The following is a 19,281-nucleotide window of genomic DNA, read 5'->3' on the forward strand; positions in this document are numbered from 1 at the left end:
GAGTTGGGGTCATGACCTTCCATGTGATTATCGGCCGGGGCGGCACCGCCTCGGCGACCGCATTGCTGCTGGCCGAGTCGGGCGACCGGGTGCGGATGGTGTCGCGCAGCGGCGGCGGCCCCGCGCACCCGCTCGTCGAGACGGTCGCGCTGGACGCCATCGAAGCCGACGCGCTCACCGAGGCCGCCCAGGGCGCGGCGACCATCTTCAACGCGGCCATGCCCGCCTACCACACCTGGCCGGAGACGGTCCCGCCGCTGTTCGGCGCGATTTTGACCGCCGTCCGGCGCACCGGCGCCAACTACGTGATGCTCGGCAACCACTACGGCTACGCGCCGACCGACGGCACCCCCATCACCGAGGACCACCCGCTCACCGCGACCGGCCCGAAGGGCGCGGTCCGCGCCCGGATGTGGCGGGAGGCCCTGGAGAGCGGGGTCCCCGTGACCGAGGTGCGGGCCGGGCAGTTCTACGGTGCCGGGGCGGTGTCGGTGTTCACCCTGATGGTGCAGCCGAAGGTGCTGGCCGGGCTGCCCGCGCTCCTGCCCGGGGAGCCGGACCTGCCGCACGCCTACTCCGCCATCGGCGACACCGCGGCGGCGCTCGTCGCGGTCGCCCGCGACGAGCGCGCCTGGGGCCGGGCCTGGCACGCGCCGGTCACCAACATCACCACCCGGGAGCTGGCGTCCCGGCTGGCCGAGCTGGCCGGGGCCCCCGAACCCCGGCTGGAGGCCATGTCGGACCGGGAGCTGACCGTGCTCGGCCTCACCGACCCGTTCTGGAACGAGCTGTGGGAGACCACGCACATGTCGCACCGCCCGTTCACCGTGGACGCCTCCCGGCTGGAGGAGACGTTCGGGGTGAAGGCGACCGCGCCCGGCGAGGTGCTCGCCGGGGCGGTCGCCGGACCGGTCAGCGCCGGTAGCTGAGGCCGTAGCCGAAGGGGAACAGGGGGCGCTTGCCGTCGCCCACGTTGATGGGCTGCTGGTCGGCGCTGCGCATCCAGGTCACCGGGAGCTTCCCGGTCGGCCTGGTGACGCCGAACAGCACGTCGGCGACGCCCCTGCCCTCGGTCCCGGGCAGCCACGACGCGAGCAGCGCGTTCCAGCCCGGGAGCTGCGGCGCGATGTCGAGCGGGCGGCCCGACACCAGCACCACGACGACCGGCACGCCGGAGGCGCGCAGCTTGGCCAGGGTGGCGAGATCCTCGGCGTCCAGGCCCATCCCGGCGGGCCGGTCGCCCAGGAACTCGGCGTAGGGCAGCTCGCCGACGACGGCGACGGCGGCCTTGTAGGAGCGGTCGATGCCGTCGCCCTCCTTGTCATAGGTGACGGTGGAGCCCTTGCCCGCGGTCTGCCTGATGCCTTGCAGGATCGTGGTGCCGGGGGTGATGTTGCCCGGCGAACCCTGCCAGGTGATGGTCCAGCCGCCGCTCTGGACGCCGATGTCGTCGGCGCTCTTGCCCGCCACGAAGATCTTGCCGCCGCGCCGGTCGAGCGGCAGCGCGCCGTCGTTCTTCAGCAGGACCTGCGACTTCGCCACCGCCTGGCGGGCGAGGGCGCGGTGCTCGGCGCTGCCGACGGTCGGGGTGTAGCGGCGGTCGGTGAAGGGGCGCTCGAACAGGCCGAGCCGCACCTTCTGGGTGAGGATGCGGCGGTTGGCGTCGTCGATGCGCGCCATCGGGACGCGCCCGGCCTGCACCTCGGCGCGCAACGTCTCGATGAACCGCTTCCACTCGGCGGGCACCATGAACATGTCGATGCCCGCGTTGACGGCGGTGCGGACCTCGGCGGGGGTGAAGCCGGGCTGCCCGTCGATCTGGTCGATGCCGTTGTAGTCGGAGACGACCAGGCCGGAGAAGCGCAACTCCTTCTTGAGCACGTCGGTGATCAGGTACTTGTGGCCGTGCAGCTTGACGCCGTTCCAGGAGCTGTAGGACACCATGACCGAGCCGACGCCCCGGCGCACGGCGGCGCGGAACGGGGCCAGGTGGATGCGGCGCAGCTCGGCCTCGGAGAGCTGGGTGTCGCCCTGGTCCTTGCCGCCGGTGGTGCCGCCGTCGCCGACGTAGTGCTTGGCGGTGGCGAGGATGGAGGGGCGGCCGTCCTGGAGGCCGTCGATGACCGTGGACATCTGGGCGGGCAGCTCGGGCACCTCGCCGAACGACTCGTAGGTGCGGCCCCACCGGTCGTTGCGGGCCACGCACAGGCAGGGCGCGAAGTTCCAGTCCACGCCGGTGCCCGCGACCTCCTCGGCGGTGGCGCGGCCGATGTCGCGGACCAGGCGGGGATCGCGGGTCGCGCCGAGCCCGATGTTGTGCGGGAAGATCGTCGCGCCGTACACGTTGTTGTGGCCGTGCACGGCGTCCACGCCGTAGATGAGCGGGATGCGCCGCGGCGTGGCGAGCGCGGCGCGCTGGTAGCCGTCGTACATGTCGGCCCAGGACGCGGCGGTGTTGGGCGTGGGCACCGACCCGCCGCCCGACAGCAGCGAGCCGAGCCGGTAGCGGGTGATGTCGTCGGCGGTGACGTTCTGGCGCTCGGCCTGGGTCATCTGGCCGATCTTCTCGTCCAGCGTCATGCGCTTGAGCAGGGCCTCCACGCGCGCGGCGGCGGGATCGCGGCCGCCGGAGGCGTCCGCCCGGACGGCGGCTCCGGAGACCAGGAGCAGGGACGCCGCCGCGGCGGCCAGGGATCGGGACGGTCTGGGGCGCATCATCCGCCTCCGGGGTGGGAGCTGGGACACGGACCTGTCGAATACGTTGCCCCCGCCAACAAATGCACCGTAAGACGATCTCGCCGCCCCGGCAAGGGGCGGCTCCGAGACCACGCAGGGCGACCGCCCGGGATCGAACCGTGAACCTCCAGGACCACAACCTGGCGTGCAGACCACCACACCACGGTCGCCGCGTCTCCGGCAGGAGTCGAACCTGCAATCTTCGGATTCGTAGTCCGACGCGATTTCCATTACGCCACGGAGACTTGTGCACTGCGTTTATCGCATTGCGTAGCGAGAGTGAGAATCGAACTCACCTGAAGTGGTTTATGAGGCCACCGAACACACCAGTGTTCCTTCTCGCCGGAGCGGAGGGTGCGAGATTCGAACTCGCGCAGGGATGACCCTGACCACGGCTTAGCGGGCCGCTGCCTTACCGCTCGGCCAACCCTCCCGGAAACGAGAAAACCGCCCGTCCGAACCTCCGGGTCCGCGGGCGGTGGGCGTCAGCCATGTGCAGGTCACACGGGCTGGCGACTCCAGGCGAGACCGGAGCGGCGGCTACTTGCGTGCATTCGGTGATGGCGTCGCATTGCCCTGCCCCTTCCGTGTGGCCTCGTTCGGTATGACGCCTACTCTCGCCCATGGGTTCCCGTTGGCGCAACCTTATTTACGGATGTTTTTCCGGCGCACTCTTGTGGGCTGCGTACCGGTGAAACCGGCTCCCGAGTCCGTGGCCTCTGGGCTATCCCCAATGGCGATTCCGGTAGGCAGCTCTGGGCGCCTCTCCCCTGAGATGCGCCGTCGCTGGCTCTCCGTCGGCGCTCCACGTCGTCGGCTCCGGTAGACGGGGTTCGTCGGCGTTCCCCGTAGGCGGGCCCGTCGCCGGCTTCGGTAGGTGGGTTCCCTCGGCGCTTCCTGTGGGCGGCTCCCGTAGGAGTGCGTCTCGCGGTGCCAGCGCGTGTCTCGGTGCCTGAGCGGGTGCCGGGAGTGGCGCGGCGGCTTCCTCGCGGGGCCCGCACGCCCCTCACAAGGCGCGTTTTCGCCCTCCGCACGGCCTTCCAGAGGGCCTTCCACGAGCCTGAGCGCCGGTGGGCAGGCGGTGCCGTGACGGACGCACCACGCCGATGATGCAGAGTGCACATATGAGTGCTGCACTTTTGACTAGCGCAATTCGGCGGCAATCCGGAATTCTCTTGCCTGTAGCCAGCGAGGGGAACCGAGATGGATCAGTACGAGCCATACTGTCTCGCCGATCTGATGTTTTATGACAAGCTCGGCCGGCAGCAGAACGACCTGTCGGACTTCTCGCTGGTGGCCCGTCCCGTTCCCGCCGGCTGGGAGCGGCACGAGTCCGACACCTGGATGTACTACGGCCCCGCCGAGGGCCCCTCGGTGCCGGCCCAGGGCTGGAAGGTGCACGTGTCGGCGCGGCTGGACGACGCCGAGCGCGCCCTGGCCGTGACGTGGGACTACTGCGTGGAGCGGGGCATCGCGTTCAAGTACCTGCGCGGCCAGTCCACGCTGATGATGTACAACGCCAAGACGGCCTCGCGCGGCGCCAGCGGCAAGCTGGTCACCATTTACCCGCGTGACGAGAATGAGCTGGAATCCATTCTCAAAGAGCTGAACGAATTGCTCGAAGGCGTCGAGGGCCCCTACATCCTGAGCGACCTGCGCTACGCCGACGGCCCGCTTTTCGTCCGCTACGGCGGGTTCGCCGAACGCAAATGCGTCGGCAAGGACGGCGACCTGGTGCTGGCCATCGAGAACGGGGACGGCGAGCTGGTGCCCGACGTGCGCGGCTCCACGTTCTCGGCCCCCGAGTGGGCGCCCCTTCCGGAGTTCCTGGAACCGCACCTGGCGGCGCGCAACTCCGTCACCACCACCGGCCTGTTCTACGACATCGAGAGCGTGCTCCACTTCTCCAACGGCGGCGGCGTCTACCTCGGCCGCGACCAGCGCTCCGGCGAGCGGGTGGTGCTGAAGGAGGCCCGGCCGCACGCGGGACTCGACGCCGCCGGGCGCGACGCGGTGACGCGGCTCCGGCACGAGCGCGACATCCTGGAGCGGCTGGCCGGGCTCGACGTGGTCCCGGTGCTGCACGACTACTTCACCCTCGGCGAGCACCACTTCCTGGTCGAGGAGTTCATCGACGGCAACCCGTTGCAGCGCAAGCTCGTGCAGCGCTACCCGCTGACCCGCGCGACCTGCGACGAGCAGGCCATCGCCGAGTACACCGAGTGGGCGCTGGACACCCTGGCCAGGGTGGAGGAGGCGGTCGCCCGCATCCACGAGCGCGGGGTGGTGTTCGGCGACCTGCATCCCAACAACATCCTGCTCACCGACTCCGGGCGGTTGTCGCTGATCGACTTCGAGGTGGCGATGCTCGCCTCCGACGAGGCCCGCGCCGCCCTGGCGAACCCGGCCTTCTTCGCGCCGGCCGACCGGACCGGCACGGCCGTGGACCACTACGCGCTCGCCTGCCTGCGCATCGGGATGTTCGCGCCGCAGACGACCATCACCCTGCTGATGCACCGGCCCAAGATCCGGCAGCTCGCCGCGCTGGTCGCCGAGGTCTTCCCGGTGCCGCGCGAGTTCCTGGACGAGACGTGCGCGGTCATCCTCGGCCCCGAGCCGGACCCCGACCCCGGTCCACCGCCGTCGGAACCAGTCCTGCTCACCGAGCAGGCCGAGCCCGAACCGCCCGACCTCAACGACCTTCCGCTACCCGGCACGGCCCCCTGGCCGCACCTGCGCGAGGCGCTGCACCGCGCCATCCTGGCCAGCGCCACGCCCGAACGTGACGACCGCCTGTTCCCCGGCGACGTCGCGCAGTTCGAGCCCGGCGGCGGCCTCAACATCGCCACCGGCGCGGCCGGGGTGTTGTACGCGCTGGCCGAGACCGGGTCGGGCTCGATGCCCGACTACGAGGAATGGCTCGCCAAGCGCGCGCTGAACCCCGTCTCCGGCACACCGCTCGGCTTCTACGACGGCCTGCACGGGGCGGCCTACGTCCTCGACCGGCTGGGCAGGCGCCAGGACGCGCTCGACGTCATGGACATCTGCCTGCGCGAGGACTGGGAACGGCTGAGCGGCAACCTGCACTCCGGCCTGGCCGGCGTCGGGCTGAACCTGCTGCACCTGGCCGACACCACCGGCGAGAGCACGTTCGCCGACGCGGGCAACCGCGCGGTGGAGCTGTGCGCCGAACGGCTCGGCGGCCCCGACGACGTGCCCGAGATCAGCGGCGGCGAACATCCGCGCGCCGGGCTGCTGCACGGCTCGTGCGGCCCCGCCCTGCTGTTCCTGCACGCCTACGAGCGCACCGGCGACACCGCGCTGCTCGACCGCGCCGCCGACGCGATCCGCCAGGACCTGCGCCGCTGCCTGCGCTCCGACGACGGCTCGCTCCAGATCAACCAGGGGTGGCGGCTGCTGCCCTACCTCGACGAGGGCTCGGTGGGCGTCGGCCTGGCCGTGGCCCGCTACCTCGACCACCGGGAGGACGAGGACTTCGCACGCGCCCGGCGCGAGCTGAGCCTGGCCGCCCGGTCCCGCTACTTCGTCCAGTCGGGCCTGTTCACCGGCCGCGCGGGCATCGTCGCCGCGCTCGCCATGGGACTGCGCCCCGGCCAGGACGACGGCCCCGATCCGCTGCTGGCCGAGCAGATCCGGGGACTCCGCTGGCACGCCCTGCCCTACGGGGACGGGCTGGCCTTCACCGGCGACCAGCTGCTGCGCCTGTCGATGGACTTCGCCACCGGCACGGCGGGCGTGCTGTTCGCCCTCGGCGCCGCGCTCGACGCGCGACGCCCGTTCCTCCCCTTTGTCGGACCGTTCGGTGGCGCGGGAGCCCTGGCCAAGGCGACTCCCGCGTGACCACGCCGGACGGCCGTTCGATGTCCACCCACGTGAGAGGAAGGAGGTGAACCCACCACCATGGTACTCCTCGACCTGCAGGGCCTCCAGGCCCCGACCGCCTCTGGCGGCGCGAGCGGCGGCAGTGGCCTTACGGTCCTGACCTGCCAGTCGCACAAGCCGAGCAACCTGAGTGTCGCCCTCTGCCACTGAGCAGGGACGATCCAGGTGGCTCGACCACCCCGATGAAGTAGGTAGTTCGGGACCCCGGGCGGCCGCCCCGTAAGGGCCGCCCGGGGTCCCCTACGTCAGACCCCTACGTCAGGAGGACCCGATGCGGGCAGCGGACCGGCTCGCCGCGCGGACCGTCCGGCACGCCGGGCCCTGGCCCGCCGTGCTCGTGGTCGGCGTGGTCGGCGGCGCGGTCCTGCAACTGATCCTGCCGTACGCGCTGGGCAAGGCGATCGAGACGCTGGCGGCGGGCGGCGCGGCGGCCGCTTCGACGGGCGGCGCGGCGGCCGCGGGCGATCGCTGGTTGCCGATCTGCGGCCTGCTGGTCGCGGGCGTGGTCGCCTGCGAGGCCCTCGGCGTCTGGGCGAGCGGCGTCACCGGCGCGCAGGCGTCGGCGCGGCTGCGCCGCACGGTCGTCGCCCAGGTGCTCGGCGTCGGCCCGGCGATGACGCGCCACCACACCGAGGGCGACCTCATCACCCGCGCCGGGTTGAACGCCGAGGAGGTCGGCCGCGCCCCGGCGGCGGCGGTGACCGCCGCCGGACTGCTGGTGCCCACCGTCGGCGGGCTGATAGCGCTGGCGCTGATCGACCCGTGGCTGCCGTGCGCGCTGGCCGCCGGGCTGGTGCTGATCACGTGGGTGCTGCGCACGTTCCTGCGCGACACCACCGAGGTCGTGGGCGACTACCAGCGCGCGCAGGGCGACATCGCGGCCCGGCTGACCGACACGCTGGCCGGAGCCCGCACGATCGCCGCCGCAGGCACCGCCGACCGCGAGACCGGCCGGGTGCTCGCGCCGCTGCCGCGGCTGCGTCGCCACGGGATGCGCCTGTGGCGCGCCAACGCCCGCGCGGGCGTGCGAGCGGGCCTGGTCGTGCCACTGCTGGAAGTCGTGGTGCTCGGCGTGGGCGGGTGGCGGCTCTCCCAAGGCGACATGACGATCGGCGAACTGTACGCGGCGGCCCGCTACGTCGTGCTGGGCGCCGGGCTGTCGGGCGCGCTCGGGCAGGTGGGGCAGCTCGGACGGGCCCGCGCGGCGGCCGACCGGCTCGCCGGCCTGCTGTCCGAGCACCCGGTCGGCCACGGCGACCGCGCCCTCCCGACCGGTCCCGGAGCCCTGGAGTTCCGGGGCGTCGGCGTCGACCTCGCGGACCGCACCGGCCTCAACGACATCAGCGTCACGATCCCCGGCGGCTCGGCGACGGCGGTGGTCGGGCGGTCGGGCACCGGCAAGTCGCTGCTGGCGGCGCTGGCCGGGCGGCTGCTCGACCCCGAGCGCGGCACGATCCTGCTCGACGGCGTGCCGCTGCGCGAGCTGTCGCGCGCCGAGCTGCGCCGGGCCGTCGGGTACGCCTTCGAGCGGCCCGTCCTCTACAGCGGCGCCGACGGCACCCTCGCCGACACCATCTCCCTCGGCCGCCCCGACGACCCCGGCCTCGACGCCGTGCGGGCGGCGGCGCGCGCGGCCTGCGCCGACGACTTCGTCCGGCGGCTGCCCGACGGCTACGACACCCCGCCTGCCAACGCCCCGATGTCGGGCGGCGAGCGCCAGCGCCTCGGCCTGGCCCGCGCGATCCTCCAAGGCGAGCGGCTCCTGATCCTGGACGACGCGACCTCCAGCCTCGACACCGTCACCGAGCAGCAGGTGAGCGCGGCGCTGACGGGCGAGCTGGGCGGGCGCACCCGGATCATCGTGGCGCACCGCGTCACCACGGCGCTGCGCGCCGACCAGGTGCTCTGGATCGACGACGGCCGGATCCGCGCGTGCGGCCGTCACGACGAGCTGTGGCGCGACCCCGAGTACCGGGCCGTCTTCCAGACGGCCTCCGTCCCGGCCGCCGGGCAGCCCGCCGGTTCCTTCCCCGGCCAGGAGGCGGTGTGAGCAAACACGGCGCGAGCAAGAACGGCGCGCACAAGAGCGGCCCGCACAAGCACGGCGAGGGCAGGCACCGCGCGGGCGGAACGCCGCCCGGCGCAGGCGGAGCAGCCGGCGCAGGCGGAGCAGCCCGCGCGGGCCGAGTGCCCGGCGCGGGCCGTGAGTCCGTTCGGCTGGTCGTCCAGACGTTGCTGAGCAGGCCGCGCCTGCTGCTGCGCATCGCCGCCTGGTCGGCGGTGGAGGCCGCCCCGGCGTTCGTCATCGGCCTGGCGGTCGCGCACGCCATCGAGGACGGTTTCGCCGCCGGGGCGCTCCGCACCGGCCTCGCCTGGCTCGCGCTGCTGGCCGGGGCGTGGCTGCTGGCGGCGGTCGGGGCCCGGCAGGTGGTGCTGGCGGTGGCGGCCGTGGTGGAGCCGTTCCGGGACCACCTGCTGACCCGCGTCGTCGCCGGATCGGTCCGGCGCGCGGCGGCCGAGGGGCGGCCGCCCGGCACGGCGGCGGTGGCGCGCGCCAACCTCCAGGTCGAGCTGGCCCGGGACGCGCTGGCCGCCGTCGTCACGGTGGTGCGGTCGTTCGTGTTCACGCTGGCCGGGGTCGTGCTCGGCATGCTGGCGCTGGCCCCGCAGGTGCTGGTGCTGGTGTTGCCGCCGTTCCTGGCCGGGCTGGTGCTGTTCCTGTTCTCGCTGCCCGCGCTGGCCCGCCGCCAGCGCGCGTTCCTGCTGGCCGACGAGGAGACCGCCGAGGCGACCGGCGCGCTGGTCGGCGGCCTGCGCGACATCGCCGCCTGCGGCGCCGAGGACCGGGCCGCCGCCGACGCCGGGCGGCGCATCGACGCGCAGGCCGCGGCGGGCCGCAAGCTGGCCCTGGTCACCGCGGTGCGCACGGTCGCGCTGTCGGCGGGCGGCTGGGCCCCCGTCGTCGCGGTGCTGGCCGGGCTGCCCTGGCTGGCGGGGCAGGGCGTGGGCCCCGCCGTGGTGATCGGGACGCTGACCTACCTCACCCAGTCGCTCATCCCGGCCTTCAGCGGCTTCGTGGAGGGGCTCGGCGTCAGCGCGGTCCGGCTGGGCGTCGCGCTGAACCGCGCGCTGGAGGCCGCCGGGCCCGAGCCGTCGCCGGACGCGGTCGCTGGACCGGTCCCGGCGCTCGCGCCGCCCGCGACCGGCGGCGTGGAGGTGCGGCTGAGCGGCGTCACCGCCGCCTACGGCCCGCACGCCGCCCCCGTGATCGACGACCTCGACCTGACCGTCCGGCCCGGCGACCACCTGGCGGTGGTGGGGCCGAGCGGCATCGGCAAGTCCACGCTGGCCGCCCTCATCGCCGGGATGCTGACGCCGCGCGCCGGGACGGTCCTGGTCGGCGGGGTGCCCGCCGCCGACGTCGCCCCGGCCGCGCGCGTGCTGATCCCGCAGGAGGCGTACGTCTTCCGCGGCACCGTGCTGGAGAACCTGTGCTACCTCGCCGACGCCCCCGAACCGGTGATCGCGGAGGCGATGGCGGCGGTCGGAACGGCCGATCTGGTGCGGCGGCTCGGCGGGCTGCGCGCCGAACTGGACCCCGCCGCGCTGTCGGCCGGGGAGCGCCAGCTCGTCGCGCTGACCCGCGCCTACCTCGCGCCCGCGGGCCTGACCGTGCTGGACGAGGCGACCTGCCATCTGGACCCCGCCGCCGAGGCCCGTGCCGAGGAGGCGTTCGCCCGCCGCGGCGGCACCCTGATCGTCATCGCGCACCGGGTCAGCTCGGCCGTGCGCGCCCGGCGCGTCCTGCTCATGGACGGCACCCGGGTGCGGCTCGGCACGCACGAGGAGCTGGCGCGCACCGCACCGCTGTACGCCGACCTGGTGGGCCGCTGGAAGCCGCCGGGCCGAGACCCCGAACGGGAGTTCGTGCCATGAATCCCCCTGCCGTGACCCCTCCCCCGGCCGACCGCGAGCCGACCGTCGATCTCCTGCACGGGGAACGTGTCCCCGACCCCTACCGGTGGCTGGAGGACGCGGAGCTGCCGCGCACGCGGGCCTGGCTCGCCGCCCAGGACGAGCTGTGGCGCGCCCACGCCGCCGGGTTCACCACGCGCGACCGGTTCCGCGAGCGCGGCGCGGCGCTCGCCGACACCGGCAATATCAGCGCGCCCGTCTGGCGGGGCGACCGCTCGTTCTTCACCCGCCGCGCGGCCGGGCAGGAGCACGCCGTCCTCTACACCGTCCGCGACGGCGAGCCCGAACGCGCGCTGGTGGACCCCGTCGCGCTGGACCCGTCCGGGCTGACGACGCTGGACGCCTGGCACGCCGACCCCGCCGGGCGGCTGCTGGCCTACCAGGTGTCGCGCGGCGGCACCGAGCGCGCCGAGCTGCGCGTCCTGGAGGTCGCGACCGGCCGGACGGTGGACGGGCCCGTCGACCGGTGCCGCTACTCCCCCGTGGCCTGGCTGCCCGACGGCTCCGGCTTCTACTACGTGCGCGCCACCCCGGACGGCTCGGCCCGCCGCGTCCTGCTGCACCGCGTCGGCGACGCGCCCGACGGCGACGCCGAGGTGTTCGGCACGGGCCGGGCCCGCACCGACACCTACGGCCTGGGCGTCAGCCACGACGGGCGCTGGCTCGCGGTCTCGGTGACGCCCGGCATCGCGCCGTCCAACGAGCTGTGGCTGGCCGACCTCGCCGAGGGCGACCCCGCCGCGCCGCGCTTCCGCGCCGTCCGGCAGGACCGGGACGCCCGCAGCGTGCTGCTGGTGGGCCGCGACGACCGGATGTACGTCGTCACCGACCACCAGGCCCCGCGCGTGCGGCTGTGCACCGCCCACCCGGACCGGCCGGGCGACTGGACCGACCTGGTCCCCCAGGACCCCGAGGCGGTCTTCGCCGACTTCACCGTCCTGGACGGCCCGGAGCTGGCGCGGCCCGTCCTGCTGGTCACCCGCATCCGCGCCGCGCTGAGCGAGGTCACCGTGCACGACCTGGCCACCGGCGAGCGGATCGCCGACGTGCCGCTGCCGGGCGCGGGCTCGGTCGGCGCGCTGTCGGCGCGGCCGGAGGGCGGCCACGAGGCGTGGTTCACCTACACCGACATGGTGACGCCGGAGGCGGTGTGGCGGTACGACGCGCGCACCGGCGAGACGACGCCGTGGGCGCCGTGCCCGGGGCGCGCCGACGTCCCCGACGTGGAGTCGTGGGAGGTGCAGTGCGTCTCGGCCGACGGGGAGCCGGTGTCGATGACGGTGGTCGGCCGCGCCGGGGACGAGGGGCCGCGGCCCGCGATCCTGTACGGGTACGGCGGGTTCGGCGTGCCGCTCGTGCCGTCCTACGCCGCCGACGCGCTGGCGTGGGTGGAGGCGGGCGGGGTGCTGGCCATCGCGCGGTTGCGCGGCGGCGGCGAGGCGGGGTTGTCCTCGCACCGCGCCGGGATGCTGGGGCGCAAGCAGAACGTGTTCGACGACTTCGTGGCCGCCGCCGAGAAGCTGGTGTCGGGCGGCTGGACGTCTCCGGAGCAGCTGGCGATCTGGGGCGAGTCCAACGGGGGCCTGCTGGTGGGCGCGGCGCTGACGCAACGTCCCGACCTGTTCGCCGCCGCCGTCTGCATGGCGCCGCTGTTGGACATGGTGCGGTACGAGCGTTCGGGGCTCGGCGCGTCGTGGCGCGGCGAGTACGGCTCGGTGGAGGTGGCCGAGCAGTTCCGCTGGCTGCACGCCTACTCGCCGTACCACCGCGTCCGGCCCGGCGTGAACTACCCGGCGACGCTGTTCGCGGTGTTCGGCGGCGACACCCGGGTCGACCCGCTGCACGCCCGCAAGATGTGCGCGGCCATGCAGTGGGCGGCGACCGGCGACCGGCCGGTGCTGCTGCGGCACGAGGGCGAGGTGGGGCACGGGCCGCGCGCGGCGGGGCGCGCGCTGGACCTGGCGGCCGACCTGCTGGCTTTTGCCGCCGCGCACACCGGGCTGGAGGTGCCCGCCGCCGCGCGCGAACGCGCGGCGGCGACCGAGTGACAGGCCGCGTGACACAGGCCGCGTGACGTCGGCCGAATGACACCGGCTGCGTGACCCGGGCCGGGCCGGACGGCACCGGCCGGGGTCATGGCGAGCCGGGCAGGTTCCGGGGCCGCGCAGGAGGGGCGCGGCCCCGGTCGCCTCACCGTCCCAGGGGGTGCCGGGAGCGGCCGGAGTCGTCGAGACCGCCGGCCTCGTCGCCGTCGCGCCACAACCAGCCGCGCTGGCGGGCCAGGGTGACCGCCTCCACGCGGGTGCGCGCCCCGATCTTGTGCATGACGCGGGCCAGGTAGTTGCGCACCGTGCCCGCCGACAGGTAGAGCTGCTCGGCGATCTCGTCGACGGTCGCGCCGTCGGCCATCGCCTCCAGCACGTCCAGCTCGCGCGGGGTCAGCGGGTTGCGCGCGGCGCCGATCTCGGCGAAGGCCAGCTCGGCGTCGATGACGCGCTCGCCGCGCGCGACCCGGCGGATGGCGTCCACCAGCTCGGCGGGCGAGGTGTCCTTCAGGACGAAGCCGAGCGCGCCGCCGGTGACGGCGCGGCGCAGGTCGCCCGGCCGCCGCCGCGCGGCCATGATGATGGCCGCGCACTGCGGGGCGGCCGCGTGCAGTAATCCCATGGCGGTGACGCCGTCCACGTCGGCGAGGTCGGTGCCGATCAGCGCCACCTCGGGCAGCGCGCGGCCGGCCTCGCTGAGGCCGCTGCCGCGTTCCACGGTGCCGGCGACGGTGATGTCCGGCTCGTCCTCCAGCAGCGCGACCAGGCCGCTGCGGAACAGGTGCACGCTCTCGGCGATGACAACGCGAATCACGTTCGCCTTCCTGGTGATCAATTCTGCGTCATTTATCAGGGGATGCCGCAGCGAAAGGGGGTGATCTCTGGAAGGCGCACTCCACAGGGCGGGTGAACAGGGTTTTGACGTCTGCATGATGCCGCCTTAACTGGGCTGAGTTGAAGGGGCGATACTCAGAGTGAAGGAATTTCACCTGGACGTCAAACGGGACATAGATCGCATATCAGCAAGCCCGCGCCGGGCCGCCGCGAGCCCGCTGCTTGTCGGACGGCAAGGAGCGCAGGTGGCCGCCCGCCCCGTACGGACATTCCGCCCATCCCGCCATCGGGCCCGGCAAAGGCAGGGCAAAGGCGGCTAGGCCGATATAGGCCAACCCCCGACGATCATGAACTTTCCCAGGTACACGCCGTCGTCGGGCGCTCCGGAGCCGCGCTGGGCGCTTCCTGAAGGCCAGCCGAAAGTCGGCGCCGACCACCTGGTCACCCCGCCTCCGGACGGGCAATTCCGGGCCCCGGCGCCTTTCGATTCCCGCCTCCCGCGACCACGGCCCGCCGCGAATTCCACCCCGCCGCCATGACTTCACCAAAACGGTAGGAAAACTAGAGAACCATCGGGCACGACCGAAGGGAACCATTCACCGTCACGACGCATTCCGTTCGGCGAAAAATTCCACGCGCCGATCATTGACCTCTTTTCAGACATCCACCCCGACCGATTGCGACCGTCCGAACGCCACCGCCCCCGCACCGCACCGCCACCCGCCCCCGATGCGACATAAGCCGCATAAAGTACATTTACCGCCAACCGGTCGGCCCGTTCCCCACCCACCCGCGCCCACCCGGCCGCCCGGCTCTTCATCCGCCCGGCCTTCCGCCGAAGCCGAACTAGTGGTCGGGGGTGTCCAGGGCAACCCGTAGCGCGCGCAGCGCGTGGTAGACGCGGACCTTAACCGTCTCGACCGGGACGCCCAACACGGCGGCGGCCTGGTCCACCGTCCGCTCGCGGAACAACGTCTCGGTGAGGATCTCGCGGTGCGCCGCAGGCAGCGCCCGGAAGGCCCGGACCACCACCGTCCGCTCGCCCGCGGATCGGGGGACGAGGATCCGGGGTACGGGGAGCTCGCTGTTCTTGCCGTGTCGCAGTGCCACGTCACGAACCTCGCACCGGTCCCCGCCCGCCGACAGTCGCTTATGCCGCGTTTAAGGTCGGCTTGAGGGCCGCGGGGCGGGAGGCGGACACGCATGCCTCGCGAATGATTCAATTCCGGCTTATGTGGCCATCGTCACAGAGACCGCTGCCCTGGCGGCGCTGGTACCCCCCGCAGGTGCCGGTCGCGCCGGAGATCCCCGACGTCCCGGTCACCCGGCTGCTCGACGACGCCGCCGAACGTTTCCCCCGCCGCGTCGCGCTGCACTACGCCGGCCGCCGCGTCACCTACGCCCAGCTCCACGAGGCCGCCGACCGGTTCGCCGCCGGGCTGCACCGGCTCGGCGTGCAGCCCGGCGACCGCGTCGCGCTCGTGCTGCCCAACTGCCCGCAACTGTTCGCCGCCTTCTTCGGGACGCTCCGGCGCGGGGCGATCGCGGTCGCCCACAACCCCCTCTACACCGAGGACGAGATGCGCCACCAGCTCGCCGACTGCGGGGCGCGGGTCGCGGTCGTGCTGGATCGTTCCTACGCCACCGTCGCCGCCGCCCGGGGCGGGCTGGAGCACGTGATCGTCACCTCGCTGGCCGACGAGCTGCCCTGGCTCCGCCGCCAGGCGTTGCGGCTGCCCCTGGTGCAGGTCCAGCGGCGGCGCGCCGCCCTGACCGCCGAGGTGCCGGACGATCCCTGGGTCGTGCCGTTCGCCGAGATGCGGCGGCCCTCGCACCGGCGCGTGCGCCAGCACCGGCTGGTCCCCCGCGAGCACCTCGCCGCCATCCAGTACACCGGCGGCACCGAGGGCCGTCCCAAGGGCGCGATGCTCACCCATCGCAACCTGGTCGCCAACGCCTGCCAGCAGCACGCCTGGGACTTCGGGGCGCGCGAGGGCCGCGAGGTCACGCTCGCCGTGCTGCCGATCTTCCACGCGTTCGGGCTCACCAGCAGCCTGGTCGCGCCGGTGATGCGGGCCGGGGCGGTCGTGCTGCTGCCGCGCTTCGACCGCGCGCGGGTGCTGGCCGCGCTGCGCAGGCACCGGCCCACGGTGTTCCCGGGCGTCCCGACGTTGTACGAGCAGGTCCTCGACACCCCGGGCCTGCGTCCCCGCGACCTGGACTCGGTGCGCGTGTTCGTCTCCGGCGCCATGGCCATGCCGCCGTCCACGGCCGAACGCCTGGAGGCGCTCGGCGGCCACCGGCTGATCCAGTGCTACGGCCTCACCGAGGCGTCCCCCGCCGTCACCGCCAACCCGCTGACCGGCGACGCCCGCAACACGACCGTGGGCGTGCCGCTGCCGCTGACCGACGTGGTCGTGGTGGACCGGGACGAGCCCACCCGCGTCCTGCCGCCCGGCGAGGCGGGCGAACTCGTCGTACGGGGCCCGCAGGTGTTCGCCGGGTACTGGAACCAGCCGCTGGCCACCGCGCGGGCGCTGTCCAAGGGATGGTTGCGCACCGCCGACATCGGCGTGATCTCGGCCGACGGGTTCGTCAGCGTCCTCGACCGCTGGGACGACACGATCAAGGTGAGCGGGTTCAGCGTCTTCCCCGGCGAGGTCGAGGAGGTGTTGCGGCGGCACCCGGCGGTGCTGGACTGCGCGGTCGTCGGCGCGCCCGACCGGCGGCGCGGCGAGCGCGTGGTGGCGCACGTGGTGGAGCACCCCGCCTACCCGTTCTCCGCCGACGAGCTGCGCCGCCACTGCGAGCGCTCGCTGACCCACTACAAGGTGCCCGCCGAGTTCCGGCCGCGCGCCGACCTGCCCCGCAACGCGATCGGCAAGGTCGTGCGGCGGCGGTTGCGCGCCGGGGACACCCCGGCCCCCTGACCGCCGGAAGATCCTTAACAAGACTCCGACGCCGTATGTCCGGCATCGGTTGTCGTTCTGGCCGCTTACGGTCCAAGCCGTTCACAAACGCTCAGAGTCATTCATTGTTCGCACAGGTGGAGCCCTCGCCCGGCTCCGCAAGGGGATCGAGCAAAGAGGTGACCATGGGGGTTCGTACTTCGGTTACTGGACAACCGCGACGTTCGGTCGCGGTCGTGACGGCGCTCACGCTGGCGGCCACGCTGCTGGCGGCGGTGGCCTGGCCCGGCAGCGCGGCGGCGGCACTGCCCGCCAACTTCCAGGAGAAGGTGGTCCTCAGCGGCCTGACGATGCCGACCAACGTCGAGTTCTCGCCCGACGGCCGGGTCTTCGTCGCCGAGAAGAGCGGCCTGATCAAAGAGTTCGACTCGCTGACCGACACCACGCCGACGATCTACGCCGACCTGCGGCCCCAGGTGTTCAACAACTGGGACCGGGGCCTGCTCGGCCTGGCGCTGCACCCGAACTTCCCCGCCGACCCGCGCGTGTACGTGATGTACACCTACAACGGCCTCCTCGGCGGCACGTTCCCCAAGTGGCCCTCCCCCGACGGCTCCAACGACCAGTGCCCCGACCCGCCCGGCCCCAACAACGCCGGATGCGTCGTCGCCGGACGGATCTCGGTGTTGTCGCAGGCCACCCCGGCGAGCGGCGCGCTGGCCTCCCGCGCCGCCGCCGGGCCGACCTCCGAGCGGGTGCTGCTGGAGGACTGGTGCCAGCAGTTCCCGAGCCACTCGGTGGGCACGCTGGCGTTCGGCAAGGACGGCATGCTCTACGCGGGCGGCGGTGACGGCGCCAGCTTCCAGTACGCCGACTACGGCCAGAAGGACAACGCCTGCGGCGACCCCGACAAGCCCGCCGGGACGCCCCTGACGGCCCCCACCGCCGAGGGCGGCGCGCTGCGCGCCCAGGACCGCCGCACCCCCGCCGACCCGACCACCCTGGACGGCACGATCGTGCGGCTCGACCCCGAGACCGGCAAGGCCGCCGCGGGCAACCCCACCACCAGCGGCGACGACAACGCCAAGCGCATCGTCGCCTACGGGCTGCGCAACCCCTACCGGTTCACCGTGCGGCCCGGCACCAACGACATCTGGCTCGGCGACGTCGGCTACACCACCTGGGAGGAGATCTCCCGCGTCCCCAACCCGACCGGCGAGGTCCGCAACTTCGGCTGGCCCTGCTACGAGAGCGCCGGGCGCACCCCCGGCTACGACGCCGCCAACGTGAACATCTGCGAGAACCTGTACGCCGCCGGGACCGCCGCGCACATCCTGCCGCGCTACGCCTACAAGCACAGCGACAAGATCGTGGCGGGCGAGGCGTGCGGCACCGGCAGCTCCTCCATCAGCGGCATGTCCTTCTACGCGGGCACCACCTACCCGGCGCAGTACCGGGGCGCGCTGTTCTTCACCGACTACGCGCGCAAGTGCGTGTGGGCGATGAAGCCCGGCACCGACGGGCTGCCGGACAAGACGAAGATCGAGACGTTCGCCACCGCCAGCGGCAGCATCGTCGAACTCCAGGCCGGCCCCAACGGCGACGTGTTCGCCGTGGACATCGCCGGCGGCCGCGTCGTCCGGTACGTCTACAACGGCGTCAACAACCCGCCGGTCGCCGCCATCAAGTCGGACGTGACCAGCGGCCCGGTGCCGCTGACGGTCACGTTCGACGGCACCACCTCCAGCGACGCCGACGGCAACGTGCCGCTCACCTACGCCTGGGACCTGGACGGCGACGGCGCCTACGACGACTCCACCGCCGCCGCGCCCACCTACACCTACGAGACCAAGGGCCGCTACGCCGTGGGCCTCCAGGTGACCGACACGCGCGGCGCGACCGACACCGTCAGCACCGTCATCACCGCCGGGTCCACCCCGCCGGTCGCGCGCATCACCGCGCCGACCGCCGACACCACCTGGAAGGTCGGCGACCGCATCGCGTTCTCGGGCGGCGCGACCGACGCCGAGGACGGCGAGCTGACCGGCACGGCGCTGAACTGGCAGATCATCATGCACCACTGCCCCAGCAACTGCCACACCCACACCATCACCGGGCAGAACGGCGCGACCGGCGACTTCGTCGCGCCCGACCACGAGCACCCGTCGTGGATCGAGCTGAAACTGACCGCCACCGACGCCGACGGGCTCAGCGACACCAAGAGCGTGGAGCTGCACCCCAAGACCAGCACGGTGACGCTGGCCAGCAACCCGCCCGGCGTGCAGCTCACGCTGGGCGAGACCACCAAGGCCGCGCCGTTCACCAGCACGGTCATCACCGGATCGACGGTGTCGGTGTCGGCGCCGACCGCGACGCAGTGGCTCAACAACGGGGCCTACGAGTTCGCGGGCTGGTCCGATGGCGGCGCGTCCGCGCACAACATCACCCCCGGCGGCAACGTCACGCTGACCGCCAACTACCGGGCCAAGACCAACCTCGCCAAGGGCAAGGCGGTCAAGGTGTCCAGCGTCGAGAAGGCCGGGCTGGAGGGCCCCAAGGGCGTGGACGGCAACCTGACGACCCGCTGGAGCAGCGCCCGCTCGGACCCGCAGTGGTTCGAGGTGAACCTGGGCGCGACCATCAAGGTCGGCTACGCGGTGATCCGCTGGGAGGCCGCCTACGGCAAGGACTGGGTGCTCCAGACCTCGACCGGCGGCGGCGTGTGGACCACCGTGCACACGCGCACCAACGGCGACGGGAAGGTGGACGTCGTGCAGTTCACCCCGCGCGACGCCCGCTACGTCCGGGTGTACGGCACCAAGCGCGGCACCACCTGGGGTTACTCCCTCTACGAGATGGAGGTCTTCGACAGGTGATTG

General features: G+C 73.3%; 11 protein-coding genes and 4 tRNA genes. 8 read left to right on the forward strand and 7 right to left on the reverse strand.

The window, feature by feature from the left end; translation table 11 throughout:
- Window positions 1-11 precede the first annotated feature (11 nt).
- A complete protein-coding gene (locus AH6_RS21330; RefSeq protein WP_169807887.1) occupies window positions 12-929 on the forward strand; it encodes a Rossmann-fold NAD(P)-binding domain-containing protein in 918 nt (305 codons plus the stop codon).
- On the opposite strand, the gene AH6_RS21335 is transcribed toward AH6_RS21330, so the two are convergent.
- From AH6_RS21335 to AH6_RS21350, 5 genes are all read right to left on the reverse strand, one after another.
- Entirely contained in the window at window positions 913-2,718 is a 1,806-nt protein-coding gene (locus tag AH6_RS21335; protein WP_218005897.1) for a glycoside hydrolase family 3 protein, read from the reverse strand. The two genes, AH6_RS21330 and AH6_RS21335, sit on opposite strands and share 17 nt — an antisense overlap.
- Window positions 2,719-2,833: 115 nt before the next feature.
- A tRNA-His gene (locus AH6_RS21340) sits at window positions 2,834-2,906 on the reverse strand.
- 2 nt (window positions 2,907-2,908) lie between these two features.
- Window positions 2,909-2,981 (reverse strand) — tRNA-Arg (locus AH6_RS21345).
- 26 nt (window positions 2,982-3,007) lie between these two features.
- Window positions 3,008-3,080: transfer RNA gene (locus AH6_RS43915), tRNA-Met, on the reverse strand.
- Window positions 3,081-3,084: 4 nt separating this feature from the next.
- Window positions 3,085-3,169: transfer RNA gene (locus AH6_RS21350), tRNA-Ser, on the reverse strand.
- 806 nt (window positions 3,170-3,975) lie between these two features.
- On the opposite strand from AH6_RS21350, the gene lanKC reads away from it, so the two are divergent.
- The 5 genes from lanKC to AH6_RS21370 all read left to right on the forward strand — a co-directional run bounded on the left by lanKC (window position 3,976) and on the right by AH6_RS21370 (window position 12,662).
- Window positions 3,976-6,597 (forward strand): class III lanthionine synthetase LanKC, encoded by a 2,622-nt coding sequence (gene lanKC, locus AH6_RS21355; RefSeq protein ID WP_245679397.1) that lies wholly within the window; start codon window positions 3,976-3,978, stop codon window positions 6,595-6,597.
- 60 nt (window positions 6,598-6,657) lie between these two features.
- A complete protein-coding gene (locus tag AH6_RS43920; RefSeq protein ID WP_157431614.1) occupies window positions 6,658-6,789 on the forward strand; it encodes a SapB/AmfS family lanthipeptide in 132 nt (43 codons plus the stop codon).
- A gap of 121 nt (window positions 6,790-6,910) precedes the next feature.
- Window positions 6,911-8,689, forward strand: coding sequence for an ABC transporter ATP-binding protein (locus AH6_RS21360; protein ID WP_067482560.1), 1,779 nt, complete (start codon window positions 6,911-6,913; stop codon window positions 8,687-8,689).
- Window positions 8,686-10,575 carry an ATP-binding cassette domain-containing protein gene (locus AH6_RS21365; RefSeq protein ID WP_083983301.1) on the forward strand — a complete coding sequence of 630 codons (1,890 nt, stop codon included), beginning with the start codon at window positions 8,686-8,688 and terminating at the stop codon, window positions 10,573-10,575. Before AH6_RS21360 ends, AH6_RS21365 begins: the two co-directional genes overlap by 4 nt.
- A complete protein-coding gene (locus tag AH6_RS21370; RefSeq protein WP_067482564.1) occupies window positions 10,572-12,662 on the forward strand; it encodes a prolyl oligopeptidase family serine peptidase in 2,091 nt (696 codons plus the stop codon). Before AH6_RS21365 ends, AH6_RS21370 begins: the two co-directional genes overlap by 4 nt.
- Window positions 12,663-12,804: 142 nt before the next feature.
- On the opposite strand, the gene AH6_RS21375 is transcribed toward AH6_RS21370, so the two are convergent.
- Entirely contained in the window at window positions 12,805-13,473 is a 669-nt protein-coding gene (locus AH6_RS21375; protein WP_083983305.1) for a response regulator transcription factor, read from the reverse strand.
- Window positions 13,474-14,339: 866 nt separating this feature from the next.
- Window positions 14,340-14,603 (reverse strand): sigma factor-like helix-turn-helix DNA-binding protein, encoded by a 264-nt coding sequence (locus AH6_RS21380; RefSeq protein ID WP_067482566.1) that lies wholly within the window; start codon window positions 14,601-14,603, stop codon window positions 14,340-14,342.
- 176 nt (window positions 14,604-14,779) lie between these two features.
- Between AH6_RS21380 and AH6_RS21385 the strand changes: the two genes are divergently transcribed.
- Together AH6_RS21385 and AH6_RS21390 are read left to right on the forward strand one after the other, a co-directional pair.
- Window positions 14,780-16,423 carry an AMP-binding protein gene (locus AH6_RS21385; protein ID WP_245679398.1) on the forward strand — a complete coding sequence of 548 codons (1,644 nt, stop codon included), beginning with the start codon at window positions 14,780-14,782 and terminating at the stop codon, window positions 16,421-16,423.
- 215 nt (window positions 16,424-16,638) lie between these two features.
- Window positions 16,639-19,278 (forward strand): PQQ-dependent sugar dehydrogenase, encoded by a 2,640-nt coding sequence (locus tag AH6_RS21390; RefSeq protein WP_067482570.1) that lies wholly within the window; start codon window positions 16,639-16,641, stop codon window positions 19,276-19,278.
- The last annotated feature ends 3 nt before the right edge of the window (window positions 19,279-19,281 follow it).

The organism is Actinomadura hibisca NBRC 15177, assembly GCF_001552635.1.
Taxonomy (GTDB): Bacteria; Actinomycetota; Actinomycetes; order Streptosporangiales; family Streptosporangiaceae; genus Spirillospora; species Spirillospora hibisca.

Bases quoted from the DNA above. Each gene is read 5' to 3' on its own strand.
- AH6_RS21360 (WP_067482560.1), top strand. From the start codon at position 6,911: ATGCGGGCAGCGGACCGGCTCGCCGCGCGGACCGTCCGGCACGCCGGG.
- AH6_RS21370 (WP_067482564.1), top strand. From the start codon at position 10,572: ATGAATCCCCCTGCCGTGACCCCTCCCCCGGCCGACCGCGAGCCGACC.
- lanKC (WP_245679397.1), top strand. From the start codon at position 3,976: ATGTTTTATGACAAGCTCGGCCGGCAGCAGAACGACCTGTCGGACTTC.
- AH6_RS43920 (WP_157431614.1), top strand. From the start codon at position 6,658: ATGGTACTCCTCGACCTGCAGGGCCTCCAGGCCCCGACCGCCTCTGGC.
- AH6_RS21330 (WP_169807887.1), top strand. From the start codon at position 12: ATGACCTTCCATGTGATTATCGGCCGGGGCGGCACCGCCTCGGCGACC.
- AH6_RS21335 (WP_218005897.1), bottom strand. From the start codon at position 2,718: ATGATGCGCCCCAGACCGTCCCGATCCCTGGCCGCCGCGGCGGCGTCC.